This is a genomic window from Deferrivibrio essentukiensis (assembly GCF_020480685.1).
In the GTDB taxonomy this organism is placed as follows: Bacteria; Chrysiogenota; Deferribacteres; order Deferribacterales; family Deferrivibrionaceae; genus Deferrivibrio; species Deferrivibrio essentukiensis.
Window position 1 is genome coordinate 51,640 of the sequence record NZ_JAJAFU010000010.1, and the last position, 24,136, is coordinate 75,775.

At 31.8% G+C, this 24,136-nt stretch carries 20 protein-coding genes, 1 pseudogene and 2 CRISPR repeat arrays; of the genes and pseudogenes, 15 read left to right on the forward strand and 6 right to left on the reverse strand.

What is annotated here, in order from left to right:
• The 6 genes and pseudogenes from LF845_RS06515 to LF845_RS06535 all read right to left on the reverse strand — a co-directional run bounded on the left by LF845_RS06515 (nt 1) and on the right by LF845_RS06535 (nt 5,055).
• A complete protein-coding gene (locus LF845_RS06515) occupies nt 1-348 on the reverse strand; it encodes a hypothetical protein (protein ID WP_242820200.1) in 348 nt (115 codons plus the stop codon).
• A 2-nt stretch (nt 349-350) separates the two neighbouring features.
• The gene (locus LF845_RS06520) at nt 351-3,626 is read right to left on the reverse strand and encodes a CHAT domain-containing protein (protein ID WP_242820201.1); all 3,276 of its coding nucleotides are present in this window, start codon (nt 3,624-3,626) and stop codon (nt 351-353) included.
• Nucleotides 3,627-3,745: 119 nt separating this feature from the next.
• Entirely contained in the window at nt 3,746-3,898 is a 153-nt protein-coding gene (locus LF845_RS06525) for a hypothetical protein (RefSeq protein WP_242820202.1), read from the reverse strand.
• 130 nt (nt 3,899-4,028) lie between these two features.
• The gene (locus LF845_RS06530; protein WP_242820203.1) at nt 4,029-4,334 is read right to left on the reverse strand and encodes a hypothetical protein; all 306 of its coding nucleotides are present in this window, start codon (nt 4,332-4,334) and stop codon (nt 4,029-4,031) included.
• A gap of 48 nt (nt 4,335-4,382) precedes the next feature.
• Nucleotides 4,383-4,654: pseudogene (locus LF845_RS12065) on the reverse strand (CBU_0592 family membrane protein).
• On the reverse strand, nt 4,651-5,055 hold the full coding sequence (locus LF845_RS06535; RefSeq protein ID WP_242820204.1) for an ACT domain-containing protein: 405 nt from the start codon (nt 5,053-5,055) through the stop codon (nt 4,651-4,653). Before LF845_RS06535 ends, LF845_RS12065 begins: the two are co-directional and overlap by 4 nt.
• Nucleotides 5,056-5,279: 224 nt before the next feature.
• Here LF845_RS06535 and LF845_RS06540 point away from each other — a divergent pair, with 224 nt between their 5' ends.
• The 15 genes from LF845_RS06540 to cas2 all read left to right on the forward strand — a co-directional run bounded on the left by LF845_RS06540 (nt 5,280) and on the right by cas2 (nt 22,264).
• Nucleotides 5,280-5,819 carry a hypothetical protein gene (locus LF845_RS06540; RefSeq protein ID WP_242820205.1) on the forward strand — a complete coding sequence of 180 codons (540 nt, stop codon included), beginning with the start codon at nt 5,280-5,282 and terminating at the stop codon, nt 5,817-5,819.
• Between the two features lie 71 nt (nt 5,820-5,890).
• Nucleotides 5,891-6,481: a CRISPR direct-repeat array (repeat unit 36 nt; unit sequence GTCTCAGTCCCCATCGATGAGGATGTCATCTCTGAC).
• A gap of 404 nt (nt 6,482-6,885) precedes the next feature.
• Nucleotides 6,886-7,845: a sigma-70 RNA polymerase sigma factor region 4 domain-containing protein gene (locus tag LF845_RS06545; RefSeq protein WP_242820206.1), complete on the forward strand. Its 960-nt coding sequence runs from the start codon at nt 6,886-6,888 to the stop codon at nt 7,843-7,845.
• 18 nt (nt 7,846-7,863) lie between these two features.
• Nucleotides 7,864-8,769 carry a hypothetical protein gene (locus LF845_RS06550; RefSeq protein WP_242820207.1) on the forward strand — a complete coding sequence of 302 codons (906 nt, stop codon included), beginning with the start codon at nt 7,864-7,866 and terminating at the stop codon, nt 8,767-8,769.
• The gene (locus LF845_RS06555; protein ID WP_242820208.1) at nt 8,762-10,393 is read left to right on the forward strand and encodes a tetratricopeptide repeat protein; all 1,632 of its coding nucleotides are present in this window, start codon (nt 8,762-8,764) and stop codon (nt 10,391-10,393) included. The genes LF845_RS06550 and LF845_RS06555 overlap by 8 nt, the downstream gene beginning before the upstream one ends.
• A gap of 117 nt (nt 10,394-10,510) precedes the next feature.
• Nucleotides 10,511-11,206 carry a hypothetical protein gene (locus LF845_RS06560; RefSeq protein WP_242820209.1) on the forward strand — a complete coding sequence of 232 codons (696 nt, stop codon included), beginning with the start codon at nt 10,511-10,513 and terminating at the stop codon, nt 11,204-11,206.
• Nucleotides 11,199-12,710, forward strand: coding sequence for a CorA family divalent cation transporter (locus tag LF845_RS06565; protein WP_242820210.1), 1,512 nt, complete (start codon nt 11,199-11,201; stop codon nt 12,708-12,710). Before LF845_RS06560 ends, LF845_RS06565 begins: the two co-directional genes overlap by 8 nt.
• A gap of 13 nt (nt 12,711-12,723) precedes the next feature.
• Nucleotides 12,724-13,974, forward strand: coding sequence for a hypothetical protein (locus LF845_RS06570; protein ID WP_242820211.1), 1,251 nt, complete (start codon nt 12,724-12,726; stop codon nt 13,972-13,974).
• A complete protein-coding gene (locus LF845_RS06575) occupies nt 13,967-15,385 on the forward strand; it encodes a Cas10/Cmr2 second palm domain-containing protein (protein WP_242820212.1) in 1,419 nt (472 codons plus the stop codon). The genes LF845_RS06570 and LF845_RS06575 overlap by 8 nt, the downstream gene beginning before the upstream one ends.
• The gene (locus LF845_RS06580; RefSeq protein WP_242820213.1) at nt 15,385-16,398 is read left to right on the forward strand and encodes a type III-B CRISPR module-associated Cmr3 family protein; all 1,014 of its coding nucleotides are present in this window, start codon (nt 15,385-15,387) and stop codon (nt 16,396-16,398) included. Before LF845_RS06575 ends, LF845_RS06580 begins: the two co-directional genes overlap by 1 nt.
• A gap of 10 nt (nt 16,399-16,408) precedes the next feature.
• A complete protein-coding gene (gene cmr4 / locus LF845_RS06585; RefSeq protein ID WP_242820214.1) occupies nt 16,409-17,194 on the forward strand; it encodes a type III-B CRISPR module RAMP protein Cmr4 in 786 nt (261 codons plus the stop codon).
• 1 nt (nt 17,195) lies between these two features.
• The gene (locus LF845_RS06590) at nt 17,196-17,564 is read left to right on the forward strand and encodes a type III-B CRISPR module-associated protein Cmr5 (RefSeq protein WP_242820215.1); all 369 of its coding nucleotides are present in this window, start codon (nt 17,196-17,198) and stop codon (nt 17,562-17,564) included.
• 1 nt (nt 17,565) lies between these two features.
• Nucleotides 17,566-18,294: a type III-B CRISPR module RAMP protein Cmr6 gene (gene cmr6, locus LF845_RS06595; RefSeq protein WP_242820216.1), complete on the forward strand. Its 729-nt coding sequence runs from the start codon at nt 17,566-17,568 to the stop codon at nt 18,292-18,294.
• Nucleotides 18,285-19,379 carry a Card1-like endonuclease domain-containing protein gene (locus tag LF845_RS06600; RefSeq protein ID WP_242820217.1) on the forward strand — a complete coding sequence of 365 codons (1,095 nt, stop codon included), beginning with the start codon at nt 18,285-18,287 and terminating at the stop codon, nt 19,377-19,379. Before cmr6 ends, LF845_RS06600 begins: the two co-directional genes overlap by 10 nt.
• Nucleotide 19,380: 1 nt before the next feature.
• Nucleotides 19,381-21,975, forward strand: a complete 2,595-nt coding sequence (gene cas1 / locus LF845_RS06605) for a CRISPR-associated endonuclease Cas1 (protein WP_242820218.1) — start codon at nt 19,381-19,383, stop codon at nt 21,973-21,975.
• A gap of 4 nt (nt 21,976-21,979) precedes the next feature.
• Nucleotides 21,980-22,264 (forward strand): CRISPR-associated endonuclease Cas2, encoded by a 285-nt coding sequence (cas2, locus tag LF845_RS06610; RefSeq protein ID WP_242820219.1) that lies wholly within the window; start codon nt 21,980-21,982, stop codon nt 22,262-22,264.
• A gap of 279 nt (nt 22,265-22,543) precedes the next feature.
• Nucleotides 22,544-24,030: direct repeats of the CRISPR family, unit length 36 nt; unit sequence GTCAGAGATGACATCCTCATCGATGGGGACTGAGAC.
• Nucleotides 24,031-24,136 lie beyond the last annotated feature (106 nt).

The following is a 24,136-nucleotide window of genomic DNA, read 5'->3' on the forward strand; positions in this document are numbered from 1 at the left end:
TTATTTTAACTTTTTATTTTTGCCTATCAGAAAATATGAAATTCCAAAAATAATAGAAATCAGTCCAACTAAGAGCTCAAATTTAGAGTTTATTGGAAATATTTCTTTAACAGTAATACCAATAATGCCAATTATCACTGAAATTAATAAAATAATCACCCATACCACTTTTTCACTTCCATTAAATTTTCCGCTTATTACATCTATAAATGCCAAAACAGACACTAATATTCCTATGCCTGCAGGCCCTGCATCAACGCTTGCAAGTAGTATCCATAAAATTATAACAACTAAAGAAATACCTATTATTTTAAAATAAGTTCTGTTCTTATCGTTTGATATACTCATTTTTATCCCTCGCCGTGTAATATAAAGACAGCCCAATAAAACGGGTTATGGTATTTAGATTTTATATAGTTTTTTGCAAGTTTTACTGACTCGGTTTTACTCTTGCCAGATTTAAGGTTAGTATAAAGTTCTTCCATATATTCCACTGCTGGCTCAGAGGCTACTTCCCAAAGGCTAACCAAAACCGAATTTGCTCCAGCTTGCTGAAATGCTCTTGCAAAATTGGCGACACCTTCCCCCTCTATCTCTTTTCCTACTCCTGTGACGCAAGCTGATAATACCACAAGGTCTGCATTGATTTTCATCTTTGAAACTTCGCTCAGTGTTAAAAAACCATCATCATTTTTATTTTCCACTTGACCAAGCAGTATAAATGGCTCTTTTATCCCTTGAATCATTCCAGGCAGTGATGCGTGAGTTGCAAAATGAAGGTATTTATAATCCTCTGGTCTTATTAATTTAAAATTGGTTTCATTTGCTTCCACCCCAAAAAGAATGTCCGGTGGCTCTGGCTTAGTCCCCATTATTTTCGCGATCTTTTTTATTTCAGTTTCGGTTTCAGGTAAAAGGGGAAATTCTATCTTATTATTTTCACTTTTTGTCGTTGCTCCCCATTTTACATTTATTGCAAGTGCTCTAAATGCATATTTACTTTTATCGTTTAATGTGTAGTTTTTTAAAGTCTTTCCCTCTTTCCATGCTATATATCTTTGATCGTCAGCAGTAAAAACAGGGTTGCCGATAGCAAAAAGTAATTTTTTGGGATTTTTCTTTTGAAACATTCTATTTAATGCAAGTATTGTGGCAGATTGGTAATAAGATATATTGTACCTGTCATTTACAAATATAGACGTTTCTATATTATTTCCTTTTTGAATAATTAATGATTCAAATGGCAAAACACCAAGTATCCCATCAGGTACTATAATTACTTTTGTATTTTCATCTACATTTTCCAAAGCTTCGGAAAGTAGTAATTTGTAGAGATTTTGTGCAGCTTCAATAGAAAACATTTCCGGCTTTTTAAGTGTCATTGGCGAAAGAAATGCTTTTATGTCTTCTTCAAGTTGTTTTTTACTTACAGGTAGTTTTATGATTTTTTTTATCCCGCCTTTGGCAACAAGAAACAGATATGTAGCATCATTTGTTACAGAGTATTCCAATAATAACTCATTCTCTTTTAAAGGGAGTTTTTCTGCAGTTACAGGTAAAGGGTAATTGATTGCAGCATATCGGGGATATCTTTCTCTTAAAATTGCTATTAAACTATCAAGTTCTTTTTTCAATCCTTCTTTTTTTGCTATGAGTTCTTTTGTCTTTTGTTCACCAGATTTATAAGAATTTATAAGCTCTGTTTCAATTGAAGAAAGGTTATTCAAAATTTTATTTTCTGTAGTTCTTAGATTAGATGGGATTTCCGACATATCATTATTTTTATTTGATGTAGACATTGCTTCAAGCAATGTCCTTGCTTTTGTCATTTCAGAAAAGTAAAATGCTGCTGCTTCGGGTGAATTGCCAAACTGTAAAAAATCATATGCACTTCTTCTTGCCTTGAGTAGCTCTGAGTATGCTTGGGACTGCGATGTTACATTTTTTACACCGGGGACAAGATATTCGCTGTTTTTGTGCATTTCATAAAATACTGCTATAATCTCTCGATAAGGTCTTAATCTGTTGTAATAATTTCCCCCGGCAAAAAATTGCTCTTTGCTGTTTATCAAGTGTCTGTTGTCTTCAATCGAATTAATAGCAGTCATAAAATTTATGGCGGCTTCTTGCAAAAGCCCTTTTTCTTTCAATATTAATCCCTTTTGTGTATAATATTCCATATGTCTGGTGGGGGTGTCTTTCCATGTAGGCGGAATTTCATTTAATATTGCTAAAGCTCTATCTAATTCTCCGGTTAGAATATATGTTTCGACAAGGCCTGAGTTTATTAATCTGTTTGGTTTTATTTTACTTTCAAGATTTTTTCTTTCACTAAATACTTTTTCGGCTTCTCTATATTTTTTTTGTTTTAGCAATACTGCTCCTATATTATTTAACCTTGTTTCAATTAAGTGAGGATTATTGAGCTTTTTATCAATATCAAGAGCTTGTTTAAGGTATTCAAGCGCCTTTTCATAATTTCCAATTTTGAAATATGCCATCCCTATATTGTTTAAGAGGTAAGTTAATGAGTAAGGCCTGTCGAGCTTATTTTCAATTTCAAATGCTTTGTTGTAATATTGAAATGCATAATCGATATTGCCGAGACTGCTTTCTATGTGGCCTAAGTTATTTAGAATAGTTGCTTTAGTGGGGTTATCGTTTTGTTTATTAGCAAGTTCGAGAGATTCAAGATACAGGGTTTTTGCGTTTTCGTATCTGTTAAGATCCATGTATAATGTGCCAAAGCTGTTAAGGCTTATCCCCAATTCTTTTGAGATGTGATTTTTCCTTTGAATATTTATTGCTTCTTCGTAGTATTTCATGGCATTTTCATAATTGTAGATGTCTGCGTAGGCATCCGCTAATTGTCTTGTAACAATTGAAATAGCTTCAGGGTCGTTTACTTTTTCAGCAACTTTTAAAGATTCCTTGAAATAAGATATTGCTTTTTCAAGCTGGCCCATTTTTGAATATGTTATTCCCAATTGATTTAGGTTGGCCCCGATGGAAAATTCATCGCCGAGTTCCTTGTATAATATGTTGGATTTATTAAAAGAATCTATTGCTGATTCAAATTTACCTAACATTCTTTCTGTTTTTCCGAGTTCGTGTAGTGTGATTGACAGACTGCTCTTATCATTGTCTTTTTCGTATATTTTTTTACAATAGTTAAGGTATTCGTAAGCTTTTGGTATATTTATGCCAAGGCGATTGTAAATAGAAGCAGTGAGAAAATATCCTGTTGCAATCCAGCCCTCATCTCCAAGTTTTTTTGCTGCTTCAACTGTTTTTTCATAATAGTAAAGGGCTTTTTCATTATTTCCCATATCTTCGTATGATGCTCCAAGACCATTGTAATCGGCAGCATAACATTCATAGTCCTGGCCACAAAGAGCCAAAGATTTTTCATAGTAATATATCGCATCTTTATACCTTTTTTCATTGTATGCTTTATCAGCTATTTCCCAAATTTTCTCAGCTTCGCTTTTAGGCGTAGTATTTTTATTATTTGTAGTAGATTCTTCTGACAATTTTGAGTGGTAAGTATTGGTTGAACATCCAATATTGATTATGGTGAATAATATTATTAAACAGAGCTTGATATAAAGATTTGATTTTATCATAGGAATCTCCAAGCAAATGACTTAGTAAATTATACCACACATATCAAATGAATTTGTCAACAATATTTAAAATAAAGATTATTATATATTTGGTTGTATACCCAATTATTATAAAATTTTTACTTTGCATCTCTTACGCATCTGACATAGTTAAATACATACCTTAAATCCCCTTGTGGGCCGAAGTATTGAGGATAGTCGCTTACTCTCCCTGATTTTGGATCGCTGCGCTGTGAGCCGGCACCGTGAACATCCATAATTCGATTTCTCATGTTTCCTTGTGCAGCACCAAATGCTATGTAAACAGCCGAGCTGTAAGGATTTCTGCCATCCAGATGGGTAGTACTTGTCCAAAAATAAGGATATTGTTTATTCCCTTCAGTATCTTTGATAGTGCTAATTTCAAAGATAGGGTCTATAGCAGCTGTGCCTGTTGCCTGTGTTTTGCCACATTAATCCGGTGATTTTGTCGGTAATGGTACCATCTCCGTTATCGACATAAGACGGCGGATTGATTTGATATTGTGCATCTTGTCCGTAAAAAGGCTCTCCCGGTTTTGGAGCAGGGATGATAGATGTATTGCTATAAAATTCGGTTACTCCCGTGTCAACAATTGGATAGCTTAATTTTTTCTTCCCAATATATTCATTGATGGAAGCTGCTTGTAGTGTTGTTAAATATATGATGCATAATATAATTGTTTGCATTGCATTTTATATGCCTCTCGAATTTATAGTTATCGCTGGCTGTTTATATTAGGTATGCTTATTAGCATTTTTTACTTTAATGTTTAAACACCTTGCTATACCTACCAAACTTATTAATAACCAAAATGATTCAATTATAAAAGCCGATAAATTAAAATCAAAGTATAGTGACATTATAATAAAAAAGCACCAAAAGCGTTTAGAATGCTAAATTTTAAAGATTGGCTGTTAATTTTACTCAGTTGTAGCAGTAAATATGCAAGCAAAATTAAAAAAACGCCGACATTGCCTACAAAATCATACCAATGATATTCTATCATGAGCTTTGGGAGAGTGACTGCAGAGTATTTAGTGCTTCATTTGCTTTATTTGCAGACACAAAGATATGATCGTGATAATATGCGGCAACTACGTTTGCACTAATGCCTTTTTCGGCCAGTGCTGTTGAAACCGCTGCAGTTAAGCCAACTGCTTGCAGGCTAGAATGAATTTGTAATGTTATCTTCTTAAATATTTCATCAAAATGGAATTGATATTTTTGAGCGATATTTTTTTCTAATATCAAAGTCAAACCTTCATCCTCTTTAAATGTGCATATAGGATTTAATTTTTCTACATCATCTAAAATAAATGATTTGACAGTGCAAAAGACATATTCTTCTTCGGATATCACAGGGCGCATATTTTTTAATAATTCGTCCAACTTTACAATTCCGCTCATTAAATTCTCCAAGTTATGTTGCATTTTTCAACGCAAGTTAGCACTTTTTATATTTAATTTCAATGCTGTTGAAGCTTGCTATATATGAAATAAATTTAGCTAAGATATTATTTTTGACATATCGGGTAGCTGTGCAGAAAAATTTCTAAATTTACATTTTTGGTTATGAATTGACTTTTTAGTAAAAATTTATAACATTTGGTAAAAAATAAGGAGGTATATTTTTGAAGAAATTTGTATTATTGGTTTTAATTATCTTTATGGTATCAAGTGTAAGTTTTGCTTTTGAGAAAAATGGTATGTTTCATTTTGGATTTGGTATTAAAAATCTTTCTCTTGACATACCTGGAGAGGATTCAGCTACTTTGTATGGTGGTGAAATTGGTTTTAACAATGCTTTAGTAAAAGCTGATTATGGAAATTTAGATATGATTTTTAATATTGGATATTATGTAGGCTCTGATGATGTAGGGTATTCTAAAGATGTAAGTATTAATGATACAGTTGGAGAATTTGGCATCGGTTACAGCAAATTATTATTGAATGACAGCTTGATATTAAAAGCAGGAATACTTGGCGGCTATGAATACGTTAGCTTTGATGGCGATGGAGAGGATGGATTTATTTATGGTTTGTCAGGTGACATTGCCTACAAAGTAAACGCAAGTATGTTTCTCGGGGTAAATGCAAAAGTGATGAAATCAAGCAACGATGTAATTGACAAAACCTTAACATATAACGCAACTTTAACATTTCTATTCTAACAGGCGGGCTATCCCGCCTTTTTTTGTGCCATAATTCTATTTTTTACCACTCAATTTAACACTTCAATCAGATTATAGTCCCCATCGATGAGGATGTCATCTCTGACGGTTTTCAACTTGGACTGTGTTGAAGGGATTGACAGTCTCAGTCCCCATCGATGAGGATGTCATCTCTGACTGATAAACATTTCAAGAGTCATAATCCTAAGGTCTCAGTCCCCATCGATGAGGATGTCATCTCTGACACGAATGTCCAGAATGCCAACACTGGAATGGTAGTCTCAGTCCCCATCGATGAGGATGTCATCTCTGACATTAAATTTGAACCGCTGATTTGGTTCATAATGTCTCAGTCCCCATCGATGAGGATGTCATCTCTGACGAGGTGCGTAAAGGTATTATGAACGCACCTATGAGTCTCAGTCCCCATCGATGAGGATGTCATCTCTGACTTATCGGACATCAAGACACAGCATCTATTTTAAGTCTCAGTCCCCATCGATGAGGATGTCATCTCTGACTGGAAGAAATAAAAAACAAAGTGGTGGAGGAAGAAGTCTCAGTCCCCATCGATGAGGATGTCATCTCTGACAAATTGTCCTAAAGGAAAAGAAGCAGAGGTTGAAGTCTCAGTCCCCATCGATGAGGATGTCATCTCTGACTCTGCCTTTTTTTATAAACTAAATATCAATAAGTTACAAGGCCATTTTGTCAAACCCCCTCCAAAAAATGAGTTTTCCACAATGATTTTAGGGGGGTCTGACAAGAAAAAATGTAGACGGATTTTTTAGGCTTATTATCAATAAGTTATGATGCTGTGTCAGAAATTTAATTTTTTGAGTTTTCCACATAGGTTTTCCACAATTTTTAAGGGTTATTGTGGAAAACTTTTGAGTGTAAAAATAGCCTATCTCGCTGATATTCAACTGTCAAATAGCAATAATATCAATTCAATACATTATTTTATACGTTGAATACAGATTTTGCAAACTATATTGAATTATTAACTATAAAAAAATTGACTTGAAATAAGTTATTTATTATTCTCTGAGGGAGGATAATTTTAATGACCAAAGTCAGCTTAGAATATTTATTTTCTGTGTTTAAAAAGAAAGACTATGAAAATTTTATCATAGAGCTTAAAGATTATATCGCTTACTTTTTTAATTCCAAACTGAGCATATTAGTTTCTAACCCTATTTATGAAAATAAAGCTGATGCACTTAATGATGTTTTGTTTTATTTTATTAGTGATAAGTTTCCTCTAATGAAAAAAGATTCATTGTCTTTTGATGACTATAAAAGGTTTGGAAGCTATTTAAACCTTTCTATAAATACAATTTTTTCAAACCTGTCACATCAGGATATTGTGTTTAGTCTAAAAAGCCGATTTAAAAAGGAATTACTCAATGTTGCTAAATCTACCGATATATTTGTAATTGAAAATGATAGAGTTAAAATTATAAAAGACCCTGAGACAACTACCATACAAAAAAAGCCTCAAAATTTTTTAGGTATACCTCAGGCAGACATTCCTGTACTTGTACATTTATTGATAGATAAAAAAGAGTATAGAGTTGATGAAGTAGTTGATAAATGTATTGAATATTTGTCTGATTACGGTTTTATTTACTTTGCTGAAAAGGTGAATGCAAACAATGATAATGATAACGAAGGTGTGAATGAATTTTATCTAAATTTAAAAGATGCGGGTGAGGAAGATTCTGCTCATGTAGATATTAAAGATGATATAGTAAAAGCTGCCAAAGAAACATTAGATACTATGACAGAATTTGAAAAAGCGATATTTAGTGATATGTTTTTTGAAGACTTGTCTCAATCGGAAATTGCTGAGAAAAATTCAATTTCAGTGCAAAATCTTGCATATTATAAAAATAAATTGGAAAAACATTTAAAATATATTTTTGAAAAATATGATTTAGTGGACGAAGAAAGGAATTTTAATATTTTTATGGAAGTAATGTATGAAATTTTAAAAACGGGGGAAAAATCTGTTTTTAAATAATGAGACTAAGGGATAATTATGGATAAATTTGATTTGACAAGGCTTAAATATCAGCTTGAGGAGATTGAAAAGGTTTATTTTATAGAAAATAAACCTATCGTAGATAAAATAAATGATGATATTAAAAGCATAGATGCCATATCAAAATTTAAACAAGGAGATATTTGTGCTGTAAAGGTCGACTCCCCTTTACCTGTATATATTTTGATACTAAAGCGTTGTGAATTTTACTTTGAATGTGTGAGAGTATCAATTTTTACTGAGTTTGAATCAGATTTAGATATAATATTTGAGGCTTGGCTTATTCAGCCATGGAATAAATTAAAAATACTATTTAACAGAATATCCCACAAGGTAGAAAGTGTGCCCGAAGAGTTAATTACACAAATTTATAGTATGATGGGCAAATTAAAGGATAAAAAAGAGCCTGTATTGTTGCAGCATTTTAGAGATTTGGAAGTAGCTTATCAAAATGATTATTTTTTAAATAGTGATAATGAGATTATTGAAAAATTGATAAATGAAAAGAGCAACCTTTTAAAAAGTATAAAACAAAAGCTGACTGAGCAATACGGAAAAATCATAAATATTGTTTTGCCTGAGCAATTACCATTATTTGCTGATACCGGTAAGTTAGTAACTTACGGATATGAAAAATCGATTTTAATATATGAAGATGATGTAATAAGGCTTAGTTATTTTCTGTACAGATGTGATGAAAGTTTTTGTATAAAATTTTTCTTAAATCATTTCTTGAATATTATTGTAGATAATATTTTTATTAATAATTCCGGAGCAGATATTTTGTTTGAAGATTTTGAAAAAACAATATTTCAATATCGAGCGGATAAGCTTGAGGAAGTAATAATAAATTTAAATATACTAAATAACGAATTAAAGTTTTGTTTAAAACAGAATGCTTAATAACAGTGCAATTGAGACAAATTTAATTCTTAATACATCAAATTTATCTGATTTACCAAATTTTTTAAAAGAAAACAGATGTCATATAGATATTCAATATAAAGATATTGGAGAGTATTATAAAAATCTTAATAAGTTTTTATTGAGAGATTTAAAAGATAAGGTTTGTGAGGATATAGATTTTGCGGTTTTTTTCCCTGTGGTAGGCAGTGATTCTAAAATATTTGCAGTAACCTATCAAAAAAGTAATATGCTTTATTCAAAGTCAATAAAAGATATCGAGTATTTTGCTCGCATGACAAAATGCTTTATAAACAAAAAGTTTGATATCCCACTCTCTTTATTGAATATAAATGGTAAATATGAAATAAATGCAGATGAAAATTTTTACGGTGATTCTTACACGTTAGCCGTATTTCTTACGATTTTAATCACAAATTTTGGCAAAGTAGGGGCATTTCCTATTACAGTTACAGGTATTTTTAATGATAAGTTTGAAATTGAGCCTGTAAATTATGTACAAGAGAAATATAAAGTGTTTGATCGAGAAATTTTAAATAGTAGTAGAAAATTTGTCTACTGCTCAGATGTAAATTTGAATTATCCAGATGCTTTAAGAGTTGATAATACTGATGAAGTATTGGATGCTATTAATTTTGAATATTTTTTTCCTGAAAAATTTTTAAAATTAAAAGATTTATTAAAAAAAGCTGACAATCTTGAGACGGAAAAAAGGTTTTTTGATGCCAATGAAATATATTTATATGTGGAAAGGGTATTCAATAACAAGCTTGATATTTATGAAAAATTTAAAATCCTGCTTTCAAAGGCAAATTTTGAAAACCTAAATGATAATATTTCAAAAGCGGAAAATTTTTATCATCAGATTGACAATGAAATTATAAAGAGTAAACATTTTAGCCCTTTTGCTTGCTCAGATGATATGAGTAAATATTATTTAAGATTGACAAAATTTTATCTCAAAAAATTTGAAATTGATAATGCCAAAAATATTCTGGAAGAGTGTAAAGATATTATAGACAACGATTATGAGGACAAATATTATGAAATTTTAGGAAATATATATGAAATAGATTTTGATTTTGATAAAGCTCTCCATTATTACCATAAGTCTGAAGAGAATGGGTATATGGTAGATGAAGCAAGGGCTTTTAACAATAAAATGCGACTTTTTATTAAAATGAATGAGTTTAAATTTGCAAAAAAGCTCATAAATGCGTATAAAACACCCCCCCTTAATTCTGAAAATGTATATTACATACTAAAATATTCTCTTTTAAACGGCGATAAAGATTTTTTTGATTTATTAAGAAGTTACAAATTTTATAATAGTAAATTTGATAAACTGAATATGTTAATTTTAAACAAACTAAATTTGTGCCAATTAGAAATACAGGATATTAATCATAAATTTACTAACTTTATATGTGATTTGTATGAAAAATTTTTTGACGGAATGAGTCTTGAAGAATATCTCATTGAGATAAAGTCAAATAGTTTAATTGAGGATATACTTGGTCTTAAAGAGTATATTTTAAACTTTATTGAAAATAAAAAGGTACTAACTTTTAAGGAATTGTTGAGCACAACTATATATTTTTAATAACTTTTATTGTAATTGGAAAAAAGTGTGATAAGATAAAGTTGCTGCTTAATTTTAAAATTGAGGGTTTTGGTGGGGCTAAACTATCATTTTCTCCTTGGGGGGAGAGACCTTGAAATGTTTGAAATTGAATCAATCTTAATTGATAATTGCATTACATTTTCCAATCGTAATTTAAGTTGGGGAGCAACACTGAGCAGTTATGAAGATTTATTTGATTTAGACTTTAAGTTTATAGGTATTGAGCTTATTTCCGATTGTAAACCTCCAAAAAATTATATTATTATTGACCATCACAATGAATATTCCAGTAACAAATCTTCTATTGAGCAGGTGGCTGATTTATTAAATATCCGTCTTAGCAGGTATCAAACATTAGTGGCATTGAATGATAGTGGGTATATTCCTGCAATGCTAAATTATGGTGCTACAATTGAAGAGGTATCCGCAATAAGAAAAAAAGACAGAATGTGTCAGGGTGTGACTTTAGAAGAGGAAAAATTAGCAGAAAAATCTATATCAGAAAATATGGAAATAATATCAGGTGTGCCATTTATAAAATCATTTACAAATAGGTTTTCACCGATTGCTGATAGGATATATTTTGAATATCCTCAATTTGTGATTTTTGATGACATCAGTTGGTTTTATTCAGGGGGAAAAGCCCATAAATTAGCTGATATTTTTAAAAAAGAGGTAAATGTCGGTTTAGCATATTATGGAGGAAGTGCAAAATTTGGTTTTTTGGGAATGAATGATAAGTTTAAGGAATATTATAAAAATAAGATAATAGAGGTAATTAAACATGGATGAAAAAACAGTTTATTCGCATCATATCTTTTTAATGCCCTTTAAGCTTAAAAATAATGTGCTGTGGAGTAAGAGCTTTCAAAATGACTTAAAAAGTAAAGGGTTTAAGTATGAAAAATTTTTGTTAAAAGATGAAAGTGCTTACAGTGAATATAATTATTTTTATGACTTTGCCGCAAAAGTACTTTTTAATGATTATGATGAAAGTGCAGATAAAAAGCTTGTGTATGTGTATAAATATAATGAAATAGAAAAGCTTGGCAGTTATTGTATTCAGATATCTAAAGGAAATAGTGAAAACGAGCTGTTTAGTCTCCCTTTAGAAAAAATCCTTTTTATGATTTATCCTGAAATAGGTATCGGTGTTTTATCTATTCATATGAATAATTATGCCTATTCTAACCCTAATGATATCTTAAAGATTAATGATTTTGGCAGGAGGATATATCCTCAATTTTTACCTCTTGATGCTGTAAAAGGGAGTTTTTTGGCTAATAAAATTTATTTTAAAAATATGCCTGAAGTAATAGAAGACTTTGAAGATTTTATAAGTGTGAAAGATATCAATACTAAAAATTTTTCTAACTTCAAAATTCCAAAGCATTTTAAAATAATATTACCTGAAAGTATCTTGAAAAGTATTGATTTATCGGTAGATGACAGAATGTTTACCATTTGTTGGACGGGAGTGGATAAGGAAAATTCAGTTTTTGATGAGCTTTTTGAATATGATGAATGTACAAAAGAATATACTTATGCTAATTCAGATTTTTGGCACAAGTATCTTTTTGTAGATGGTAAAGGTTCAACATGTCAAAGTTACAACATGATGCACGGTTTATTAAATAAACATACTTACGACAGGTGGGTAAAGTTCAAGACACTTTATGGGATTACAAGGTATTCATTTGTGGTATTTGGGGAGAGAAATGGTTTTTATGAAGGCGTTATTCTTAATCATGTAAAGACAATGTATTTTAAAATGGTATTGCTGTCACTTATTTACAGGTCAGCTTATTTAAAATTTTCTGAGGAGATAACTAATATATCAAATAATCTTGATTCATCAAAAACGGTCTCTAAAAATCTTGAAGATTTGTTTAGCAAATACTTAAAGTTTATAAATAACTACTATTTTAAGGAGGTAACGGCTCAAGAGCAGGGGATTGATATTTTTGATAAAATACTTGAAGCAAATAGGGTGAAGGAAAATATAAGGGAGCTTGAGGGGGATTTTAAAGATTTATTTGACTATGTAAATATTACCATTGATGACAGAAGAAATGAGTTGGTAAAAATTTTGACTGTTGTTGCTATGCTTGGTATTCCAATATCAGCTATTTTAGCTTTTTTTGGGATTAACGATGTAAAAACATCGAATTATTTAGAATTTTTGATTATAGATTTTAACTTAGAGGGGTTTGCACATATGCTTGTTTTACTTTCAATTACAGGCTCTTTAATTATAGCAATTTTTGCAATTAAAATATTGTTTTCAAAGAAATAATGGGGGATAGATTATGAGTGATAATCCATTTAAAATTTCGTTTAAACTAAAGCAACACACGCCTCTAATCCATTTTCAGCACAATCAAAAAGGAGCAACACTGAGGGCTACCGAGCTAAAACCAAAGCTGGATAAATTTCTAATTGAGCGTGTATTTAAAAAAGACAGAAAAAAATATGAAAAATATCTTATAGATAAGGATAAGGATGCGTTGAATTATAAGGTGAAGATAGTTTATAAAGATGTTGAGTTTTTTGATATTGAGCAGTCAATTCCAAAGCCAAACGGCAAGTTTAAAACTGTACAATTTCCACTATTTTTTGCAAATATGGGATTAAAAAACAAGGATGAAAAAAGGCGCTTCTCATTTACTGAAAAACCTATCGAAGTAGAATTTTTTTCACTTTATCCGGAAATATTAGAATTAATTGAAAAGAATTTTGCAGCATTTTTGATACTAAACAATTTTGGAACAAGACAGTCAAAAGGGTTTGGCTCTTTTTATATTCATCCTGACGATCCACACTACAAAAAATTAAGGCTAAATTACCATTTTACTATTGAGTTAAATAAAAAGCGGGCATTAAAAGATAATTTAAAACTTATATTTGAGAAAATTGAACTGTTTTATAAATCATTAAGAGCAGGTATAAATGACTTTAATTTTCATGAGCAGAAAACGAGCTTTTATTTTAAATCCATGATGTTTGCTTACGCAAAGTCTAAAAATATTCAATGGGATAAAAAAAGTATAAAAGAAAAGTTTTTTAATTCTTATCTTAAAAATCAAGCAAAAGAGCATAATAACGATGAGCTTTTGACGTTTAAGTCTAATCAAAAATATTTGATAAAAGAGTTGTTAGGTTTATCTACAGAAGAATCTTGGAAGTCGTACGATGCTTCAATTAAAAGGGAAAGTGAGGGAATTGAGAGATTTCCTTCACCATTATTTTTTAAACCCCTTATAGAAGATAATGTGGCAGAGATTTACTTTGAGCCACTACCAATTAAATCTAAAATGTATAATGCAGAATTTAATATTACTTCATCTACTTCAAGAGATATACTATCTCTATCAACACCTCCTAAGGATGTTTTTACGGTAAAAGATTTTTTAGACTTTGCTATTAATGTTGATTTAACAAAACATGTTCAAAATGAGTATCAGAAAAATCAAAAATTTAATGATTTAAAAGAAATTTATAGCAAGATTAAAAGCTACCGAGAAAAAATAACTAACAAAGCTGGAGGTAAAAATGGCTAAATATATAGGTCTATCCATTGGTCCCATTGTTCGGACTATTCAAGCAGCTAAAAAAATTAGAGAGATTTGGGCGGCAAGCTATGTCTTTTCATACATTATGAAGCAGGTTATAAAAGAATTTAAAGAGAGAGCAGATGATATTTTGTTGCCTTACATCGATAATGATATTTTTGAGCAAAAGCGTGTGGGAATATTCCCTGACCGATTTATTTTTAAATCAAGAGAAGGAGATTTTGAAAAGCTTGAGCAGTTATCAAAAGATATTATAGATGAACTGGCAAAGAAATATGATGAAAAACTTATTGATAAATTTAGAAAATATTTTCAGATATATTTTATTGAAAAAGAGCTTACCTTAGATAAAAAATCAGAAATAATTACCGAAATGAGCTCATTACTGGATGCCGTTGAATACAGGCAACAGTTTTTAAGGGATGCAAAGGAAAACATTGCTTCAATTTTAGCACCTGCAAATACAAAAAGTTTTTTAAGAAAGGAGGGTGGGTATAAAGAAAGATTTCCATGTATCCTTGAAGTTGCTGCAAAAGATTTGGCCGATGATTTTAGTGGCTTTAAAGAAAAATCTGAGCAGGACTTAGAAGATGAAGATATTTTAAAGGTTATTGAGAGTGAAAAAAATATAAAGAAAGCCCATAAATATATCGCTATTGTATACTATGACGGGGATAACTTTAGTAGTGCTCTTAAAGAATTAGATGATACAAGAGAATTTTCAAAAGCTATCTATGAGTTTTCAAAAAAATCTGCAAAAAAAGTAGAAGATTTTGGCGGGCTTATGATTTATGCAAGCGGTGATGACGGATTTTTCTTTGCCCCCGTTGTAAGAAATGACAAAAATATTTTTGATTTGATACAAGAAATTAAGAAATCCTTTGAGGAGAATATCAAAAAGAATTATCCTGATACTTCCATATCTTTTGGAATATCAATAAGTTACTATAAATATCCGATGAATGAGGCGGTTTCAGAAAGTATGAATCTACTTTTTAATAAAGCAAAAAAGTTTAAAGAAAAAAATGCTGTAGCCTTTAAAATTTTAAAGCATTCCGGTCACTATTTTGAAGGGGTTTATAATCAAGCTTCAATGGAGTATGCTAAATTTTTAGAGATTTTAAAAAGTAGTGATGAAAACTTTCTTAGCTCACTTATTTTCAAGACAAACACTCTACGAGGGTTGTTAAGCAGCATAGGTGCTGATAAGGAAAAAATTGACAGTGTATTTGACAACTTTTTTAATGAAGGTGTGCATATCAGCAGTAAAAGTCAGATTGATAAAATTAAGGAATTTTACAAGGCAATTATGACTTCAGACAAGTATAATAATTTTGAGGATAAGATTAATCTTTTTGTCAGCTCATTGAGATTTAATAAATTTTTGGGGGAAAAGTGATGAGTAGATATCTGATTACATTTAAACCATTAGTCCCTTACTTTTTTGGTAGCGAGCAAACTTTTGGGGAGGGGGATGAATCAAATTATTTTGGCAAATCTTTACAAATCCCTCAGCAGACAACTATTTTAGGTGCTTTGCGAGAGCAAATTTTAATTCAGGCAAATATTTGGAAAAAAGAAGGGTATACAGAAAAAGAAAAAACAGAAATCGAGCAATTAATCGGTAAAAGTTTTAGGATAAAAGAGGAAAACAACTTTGGAGTAATAAAAAATATATCCCCTGTATTTTTTTGTAAACATAAAGGTAAAAATTTTGATTTTTACAATTTCACACCCTTTGACCACGGGGTGGAGATAGAATTTGTAGAGGGTAGATGCAGCTTTGGTAGCCCAAAGATTCCAAAAATCAAAGATCACGAAAAGAATTATAAAAAGTCACAGCTTGTTAATATTAATAATAGTGAAAAGATTACTCTTGATAATGTAATAACAAGCTATGAAAAGATTGGGATTGAAAAGCAGGAAAATCAAGATGATAAGCAGGATAAATTTTATAAAAAATTATCTTACATCTTAAGTGACGAATTTAGTTTTTGTGTTATTGCAGATATAGACTACAAGCTCAAAGACAACACTCTTTATATGGGTGCAGATGGCTCATCTTTTCAAATGAGGATTTTTGATTTTGATAAAGATTATATTGAGCTATTTGGAAATCTTATTAGTAAATATGATAATACTGTTACTCTGCTAAGTGATGCATATGTAGAGCCTGAAATTCTTAATTACTGCTCATTTGCAATGACAGAAGTAGTAAATTTCAGATACATCAAGACATTGACCGGCAGTTATAAGTTTAAAAGAAATGAAAGTAAATCAGGGCTTGCTAACCTTGTAAAGAGGGGCTCTATCTTTTTTACTGATAACATGGAAAAGGTCATTGAGATACTTGATAAAAACAGCTCACTTAAAAATATAGGTTTTAATATTTATAAAATAAATAAAAATTAAGGGGTGAAAAATGTTAAAATACCATCTTTTTACAATCAGGACTTTATCAAATATGCATGTAGGCAGTGGTGATACAAATTTTGGAGTAGTTGACAATCTTATACAACGTGACCCTACTACAAATTATCCTTATATCAGCTCTTCAAGCTTAAAGGGTGCATTAAGGGAGCATTGTGAAAGTAACGGTCTTGACAGCGTAAGTAAAATATTTGGAAAAGAAGCCAAAAATAATAACGAAAGTGCACCTGGTAGCTATAAATTTTTTCCGGCTTATATACTTTCTATACCTGTAAGAAGTGATATAAGAGCATATTTTAATGGTACGTGTCCAAATATTTGTAGTTCATTTAAGAAAATATTGGATGATTTTTCAATAAATTACAAGTTTAACTACAATATTCCAAAGCCAGAAAAAGTAGAAATATGTGAAAACAACAAAATGGGGACTGTTGAAGGGTATGAAGTAAAATATAACAATGATATTTCAGATAAAAACTTTAAAGATTTATTTGGCGCCTACCCTGCAATATTTCCTGATGAAATATTTTTAAACGATGTAGCTTTAAATATGCCGGTAGTGGCAAGAAATAAATTGGAAAATGGCAGGAGTGAAAATCTTTGGTATGAAGAGGTTGTCCCAAGAGAGAGCAGATTTTACTTCATAGTTGGTGCACCTGAAAATGACTCTGATTTTAATGCTTTTGTAGAATCTATTACAAAATCTCCTGTACAGATTGGCGCAAATGCTTCTATCGGATACGGTTTTTCTTTAATTAGCCTTGTAAGTGAGGTGTAATATGAATGCAGTAGAAAAGCTTATCCCTTATGCTCTTGAGGCTGCAGAGCAAAATCTGGCTGAAAGTGGAAAAATAAAAAAGGTCTATAACGGCTATATTTCAGGGTTTGGGGCTACTGTGATTCAGGCGGGACTTATCCCTGCGGCGGCAAACCTTGAAAAAGATACAGATAGGACAAAAGGGAGTAGAAGACTAATTGCAGATGCACTCCTACATATTTTGGAAAAGATGGGTTATAAAGATATTGATAAAAAGAGTCTTACACGGACTGCTATAAAATATAAAGAAAAGATAAAGTTTAAAAATGATATCTTAGATGCAGCTACAGCTTTAAAGCTTGCTATTCGAACATTTAAGCTGGAGGATTAAAATGAAAAATGCCGGCTATCTATTTTACAAAAAATATTATTCTGATGATGGGGAAAACGTAAAGGTAAATTCAAATATAAATAGAGATTTGGAAGAATTAAAAATAGATGAAACCTTTACCTATTATTCTACATTTTCTAATCTTAAAAGTTTTGAGCTCAAGACCATCTACCCCGGGCTTTTAATTGGCTCAGGTTATAGTCATGATGTGGAGGATAAAGAAAGTGGCGGCTACAAGTTAGGCTTTTATTTTGACCATACTACAGGATTGCCTGTTATTCCCGGCTCATCTGTTAAAGGGTTATTAAGGGCTTATATGGAAGAAGAAGATTATTTTAATTATCTGCTAAAGTTTAACAATATAAATAAAAGCCTATCTGCTAAAAATGTTGTAAATGCTATATTTGAAGGGGAATTAAATGGTAAAATTATCCCTATGTCTAAAAGGGATATTTTTCTTGAGGCGTATCCTTTAAAAAGTGGCAATAAATTTTTGGGTAGTGATTATATTACTCCTCATAAAGACCCTTTAAAAAATCCTGTGCCTATTAAATTTTTAAAGGTGCTTCCGGATGTTAAATTTAAATTTAACTTTATCCTTCAAGATGATATTTACCTGTCTGCTGATGAAAAGCTTAAACTTTTCAAGACAATACTTCTTGATATCGGAATAGGAGCTAAGACAAATGTCGGTTATGGTAAATTTGTAGAGTGTCAAGTATGCATTTGATATCAATTTACGGGGGTATCCCTATACAAATTATGGCTGTTTTAAAAGAGTTTGAGGATAAAATCGAAAAACATACCATAATTTACGACAGAAAATATGAAGATGACAAAGAATTTAAATATTTTAAGAGTGGGATTACAATTACCCCTTTGTTTAGAAAAGCTAAGCTAAATTTATTGATTTATGACGAAGATATGATGGATACATACAAGGATGTGGTAGCAAAGCTTAAAGAGTATTCAGCGCCATCAAATCTTTTGATAAACCTATCTGACCCAAACAGTGCACTTGGAGTATATCTTACAAATGAGTTAAAATCTCAAGGGGCAAATTTTATAATTTATGACAATGTTGAAGCTGACTACCATTTTATAAAAGGGGAAAGTATAACTCACCATAAAGTCACAAACTTTTTAAATGTTGAAGAGTATGTATCCAGTCTTGGATTTTATCTGCTTGAAGGGGATAATAAAAAAGATAGAGAATCAAGGAGGGAAATGGTAGATAAGCTGTTTGTTGATGGGTGCAAATACAATAAGTTTAGAGAAAAATTTCTTGATTATAAAGATAGTAATATACCTCAATTAAGAAAAATGTTTCCTGAATTTTACGAAATTCTCCATAAAAATGGTTATCTATCATCGTATAATAGCTATGACCAAAAATTTATTAACGGCACTGTTTTTGAAGAATATATTGCCAATATTTTAGATGACATTGGGTTTGATGATGTGATTTCTTCGACAATCTTAACTTATGACCCATATGACAATGACATGAAAAATGAGATAGATGTTATAGCTATATACAAAAATAAGCTAAGTCTTGCCGAGTGTAAGATGGGCAAAAATTTCAATGCAGAATATCTTATTTACAAGTATAACTCAATATACAATCTTCTAAACGGCTCAAATAAGCTGCTTATAGCATTTTTGGAAAGTAATTTAGACAAGGTGATAAAGAGCAAAAACCCGGATAGGGTTTTTAAAAGGGCTGAGTTACTTGATGTATCTATGTTTCAGACAAAAAATATTGATAAAAAAAGATTGATGTCTACTTTAAAAGGGATTTTTGATATATCTTAGGATGGAAGAATTTTTTAACGGTTTGTCATGGAAAAAATTTAGCTGTATTTTAGAAAATAAGGGTAAACTTAGTAATTATCCTTATATTGTTGTAGTAAATAGCATAGTCAAAGAAGTTTCAGCCGAGCTTTTTGGCTCATTTGAAAATTCTCCTAAAATAGTTTTTCATATAAAAGGGCGCAACTTTAACTTTAAATTAAAACCATCAACAAGTGTGACCATTGAAATTATTTTTGCCGGCAAAGCGATAGATTTTGCAGGAGACTGGCACAATGCTTTTATAAAATATTTTGAAAATCCAAAAAATTCGCGGAATAACTCTCTATTGTCCTGTACAGAAGTTGAAGAAATTAGCTATCCGATGCTTAAATATTGCTATGATTTCAGCTTATTAAAAGAAGAAGTAACTTTAAATTTTCTAAATCCCCTGAGCTTTACACCTAAAAGAAAGCATTCAAGGACTTTTCTTAACAATCAGATGTTTTTCAATCTCGTTAAAAAGCGATATGATGATATTTTTCAGGTTGATTTTCCTGAAGTAGATTTAAATAAGTTTTTTGTCAATTCAAATTACCTTTCCTATACGGAAATAAAAAAGCCTTCCATATCACAAGGGGGAAGTCTAAACTATATAAACGGATGTGTAGGTAATTTATATATCAAAGGTGATTTAAGTGAAATTTTACCATATCTGATTTTGGGTGCTGAATTGCATATTGGTAACAGATTTGGGTATGGTTATGGCTATTATTTGTTTCATCCAAAGTCTATAGGTTTTTTTGACCATAATTTTTCAAATTATAATTATATAGAAAGTGTTTTTATTGAAGCTATGGATGAGCTTGATGACCCGGATGTGCATAAAGAGATTGATAAAAATCTTCCATCTATACTTCAGGAAGAGATAGTTGCAGGGCTTTATTCCCCTTTGCCGGTAGAAACTTTTACCATACCTAAAAATAATGGTGAAAAGAGGATTATAGAAAAGCCGACATTTAGAGACCTGGTAGTACAAAAAATGCTCTACAAAATGCTTTATAAACCTTTAGAGAGCTCTTTTGAGTATGAGTCCATAGGGTTTAGGAAAGGTTTGGGCAGAGATGATGCAATAGCAAGGATAAATTTTGCTATATCAAAAGGCTACTCATATATAATTGAGTCTGATGTGGAAGATTTTTTCCCTTCCGTAGACCATGAGATTTTAATGTCAATTGTAAAAAGAATTATTCCTGAATCGGATATTATTACTTTAGGTTTATTAGAAAAATTCATTAAAACAAAATATGTAGAAAATGGAAATGTAAAAATAAGGGAAAGAGGGCTTTCTTTAGGTATGCCGCTATCTCCACTTCTTTCAAATCTATATCTTGACGCATTTGATGAAGCGGTAAAACAGTATGATGTAATACTAATAAGGTATGCAGATGATTTTATTATATTTACCAAAGATGAAGAGAGTGCATATTCACTATTGGAATTTGCAGAAAACTCCCTTGGCGAGATTAAGTTAGGGTTAAATAAGGCCAAGACATCGGTAAAGCATATTAGTCAGGGGTTTAATTTTCTTGGGTATAATTTTTCTGGTGATGGCTCAGTATCTGAGATTTCTACTACACCTAACCCATTTAGAAAACCTCTTTTTATTACTGAGCCTTATGTGTTTGTAGGTGTTTCAGGTGGAAGAATAGAGGTAAGAAAAGATAAAAATGTACTTGCCAGTGTACCAATTAATAGGGTTAGTGATGTTTTACTTCTTGAAAGGGGTGCTATTTCTACACAATGTATCAAAAATTGCATAGACAACAATATCCCTATATCTTTTACACTTAACTCTGGGTATTACATAACAACTATCAAACCTGACTCTCGTTCCTATTACGATATGTCTTCAAAGCATGGACATTATTATTACAAACTATCAGAGGCAGAAAGACTATCTGTAGCAATAGAATTTGTTAATGCTAAAATAAAGAATAATCTCACTTTTCTTAAAAAACGCAGATACTCAGAGAAGAGAGTATTTTTAGAGTTGGAAACAATATTATCTAAGCTTCAGGAAGCTTCTTCATTAGATGAGCTAAGAGGGCTTGAAGGCAAAGCTGCAAGGATATTTTTTGGTGTTTTAAATGAGCTTATACTTATCCCTGAATTTAAAAGTGTCAGGCGGGGGAGAAAAGAGCCTGACAGACTCAATGCTCTGCTCAATTACGGATATTATTTACTTTTCAGTAGAATAAATGCCCTTGTAAGAGCTCAAGGGCTTAATCCCTATTTAGGCTTTTTACATAGTGATATTAATAATTATGAATCATTAGTAGCAGATATTCAGGAGCCTTTTAGGATTTTTGTAGATAGACTTATTCTCAGGTTAGTAAATAATAAATCTCTGGTGGCGGATGATTTTGTTCAAAGTGATAACGGTAGATTTTATTTTACGGGTGAAGGGAGAAAGAAATTTTTAAATTTTTATGAGCTTGAGTTTACAAATACTACTACATTTGGTGAATCTTCCATTTACGATATGGTCTATGTTCAAGTGTTAAATATTAAAAAATGGCTCAATGAAGGCAGCTCTATTGCAGTGATTAGGTGGTGATGTTATGCCGAGAGACGGTAAATATGTGGTTGCATACGATATTACAGACGATAAGGAAAGGGATAAAGTAGAGAAAATATTAAAAAATTATGGATTTAGAATACAAAAATCTGTTTTTGAATGCAGACTTACAAAGTCAGGGCTAAACAGGCTGACAGAAGAGTTAAAAGTATGTGATACAAAATCAGGCTTTACACGAATATATAAGGTGTACAAAATGTCAAAACCAATTGACATAGGTGATAAAAAAATACCTGATTTTGATGATGGTTGTGCGTTTATAGTATAATTTGAAGTTTGACAATTAAATACGCGATTAGTGTGAAGTAAATTTGCTCAAAAGTTTTCCACAATGACCCTTAAAAATTGTGGAAAACCTATGTGGAAAACTCAAAAAATTAAATTTCTGACACAGCGTTGTAACTTATTGATAATAAGCCTAAAAAATCCGTCTACATTTTTTCTTGTCAGACCCCCCTAAAATCATTGTGGAAAACTCATTTTTTGGAGGGGGTTTGACAAAATGGCCTTGTAACTTATTGATATTTAGTTTATAAAAAAAGGCAGAGTCAGAGATGACATCCTCATCGATGGGGACTGAGACATTTAAAATTTTCATTGCAGCCTCCTCTTTGGTCAGAGATGACATCCTCATCGATGGGGACTGAGACAGTACGTCTCACGTATGAGCCGTCATCTTCCTGTCAGAGATGACATCCTCATCGATGGGGACTGAGACTTGAAACACGGCATTATATATATTTAACTACGTCAGAGATGACATCCTCATCGATGGGGACTGAGACAACTCCCATATATACTGGTCACCCTCCCATCGTCAGAGATGACATCCTCATCGATGGGGACTGAGACTTCAAATCAGTGCTACGAAGTCCTTGTGCTTCTGTCAGAGATGACATCCTCATCGATGGGGACTGAGACTCAAAAGGAATCCAAAAGGGTGTGCATTCCGTCAGAGATGACATCCTCATCGATGGGGACTGAGACTCAATCCGTCGTATGTTTTTAAATTTCTTTTTAGGTCAGAGATGACATCCTCATCGATGGGGACTGAGACACTATTTTCTCGACAATAATGTCATATACTGTTGTCAGAGATGACATCCTCATCGATGGGGACTGAGACAGAGCATATATACGTTGTAGGGTTGAACCTTTTGTCAGAGATGACATCCTCATCGATGGGGACTGAGACACTATATTCTTCTTTCATCATACTAAGTGGGCGATTGTCAGAGATGACATCCTCATCGATGGGGACTGAGACTTATACTCGACACCTAATACGTTTGCAGTGTCCTGTCAGAGATGACATCCTCATCGATGGGGACTGAGACGCAAAAATTTCTTTAGCAGGGATTTCAATAGTGTCAGAGATGACATCCTCATCGATGGGGACTGAGACGAAACCAGTTTTTCTGGCTCTTCTTTTTTTGTATAGTCAGAGATGACATCCTCATCGATGGGGACTGAGACTTACGAATACCAATCCAACCGTCTTTCATTTCATAGTCAGAGATGACATCCTCATCGATGGGGACTGAGACAAGTTTATATTTTGCAAAGCTTTATGGAACAGTGTCAGAGATGACATCCTCATCGATGGGGACTGAGACTCTCCACATTTAAACTTCTTAGCAATTTCTTTCGGTCAGAGATGACATCCTCATCGATGGGGACTGAGACTCTAAGAGCCTCCTGAAGAGCCTTCGTATTTAGTCAGAGATGACATCCTCATCGATGGGGACTGAGACCACCTCCTTTTAGTTTTATTATTTAAGAACATAGTCAGAGATGACATCCTCATCGATGGGGACTGAGACATATAGACAGCCATCACTAGGAGGAATCCTAGTGCTGTCAGAGATGACATCCTCATCGATGGGGACTGAGACAATAAATGCTTCTATGATTTTTCCGCCTTCTATTGTCAGAGATGACATCCTCATCGATGGGGACTGAGACAAATCATTATAATACTTTGCCCATTTTTCCCAAGTCAGAGATGACATCCTCATCGATGGGGACAAAAATATTCAAAAAATTTAAGATTTACTTGATTGAGAAAGAGGGCATAGAAAAGATGCCATCTGCGTAATTTAAAAAGATAGAAGAAAGTGCTATAAGTTATTTTCTTGTA

Bases quoted from the DNA above. Each gene is read 5' to 3' on its own strand.
- LF845_RS06555 (WP_242820208.1), top strand. From the start codon at position 8,762: ATGCTTAATAACAGTGCAATTGAGACAAATTTAATTCTTAATACATCA.
- LF845_RS06515 (WP_242820200.1), bottom strand. From the start codon at position 348: ATGAGTATATCAAACGATAAGAACAGAACTTATTTTAAAATAATAGGT.
- LF845_RS06600 (WP_242820217.1), top strand. From the start codon at position 18,285: ATGCATTTGATATCAATTTACGGGGGTATCCCTATACAAATTATGGCT.
- LF845_RS06545 (WP_242820206.1), top strand. From the start codon at position 6,886: ATGACCAAAGTCAGCTTAGAATATTTATTTTCTGTGTTTAAAAAGAAA.
- cmr4 (WP_242820214.1), top strand. From the start codon at position 16,409: ATGTTAAAATACCATCTTTTTACAATCAGGACTTTATCAAATATGCAT.
- LF845_RS06560 (WP_242820209.1), top strand. From the start codon at position 10,511: ATGTTTGAAATTGAATCAATCTTAATTGATAATTGCATTACATTTTCC.
- LF845_RS06520 (WP_242820201.1), bottom strand. From the start codon at position 3,626: ATGATAAAATCAAATCTTTATATCAAGCTCTGTTTAATAATATTATTC.
- LF845_RS06575 (WP_242820212.1), top strand. From the start codon at position 13,967: ATGGCTAAATATATAGGTCTATCCATTGGTCCCATTGTTCGGACTATT.
- LF845_RS06535 (WP_242820204.1), bottom strand. From the start codon at position 5,055: ATGAGCGGAATTGTAAAGTTGGACGAATTATTAAAAAATATGCGCCCT.
- LF845_RS06525 (WP_242820202.1), bottom strand. From the start codon at position 3,898: ATGAGAAATCGAATTATGGATGTTCACGGTGCCGGCTCACAGCGCAGC.
- LF845_RS06550 (WP_242820207.1), top strand. From the start codon at position 7,864: ATGGATAAATTTGATTTGACAAGGCTTAAATATCAGCTTGAGGAGATT.
- cmr6 (WP_242820216.1), top strand. From the start codon at position 17,566: ATGAAAAATGCCGGCTATCTATTTTACAAAAAATATTATTCTGATGAT.
- LF845_RS06580 (WP_242820213.1), top strand. From the start codon at position 15,385: ATGAGTAGATATCTGATTACATTTAAACCATTAGTCCCTTACTTTTTT.
- LF845_RS06590 (WP_242820215.1), top strand. From the start codon at position 17,196: ATGAATGCAGTAGAAAAGCTTATCCCTTATGCTCTTGAGGCTGCAGAG.
- LF845_RS06570 (WP_242820211.1), top strand. From the start codon at position 12,724: ATGAGTGATAATCCATTTAAAATTTCGTTTAAACTAAAGCAACACACG.
- LF845_RS06530 (WP_242820203.1), bottom strand. From the start codon at position 4,334: ATGCAAACAATTATATTATGCATCATATATTTAACAACACTACAAGCA.
- LF845_RS06565 (WP_242820210.1), top strand. From the start codon at position 11,199: ATGGATGAAAAAACAGTTTATTCGCATCATATCTTTTTAATGCCCTTT.
- cas1 (WP_242820218.1), top strand. From the start codon at position 19,381: ATGGAAGAATTTTTTAACGGTTTGTCATGGAAAAAATTTAGCTGTATT.
- cas2 (WP_242820219.1), top strand. From the start codon at position 21,980: ATGCCGAGAGACGGTAAATATGTGGTTGCATACGATATTACAGACGAT.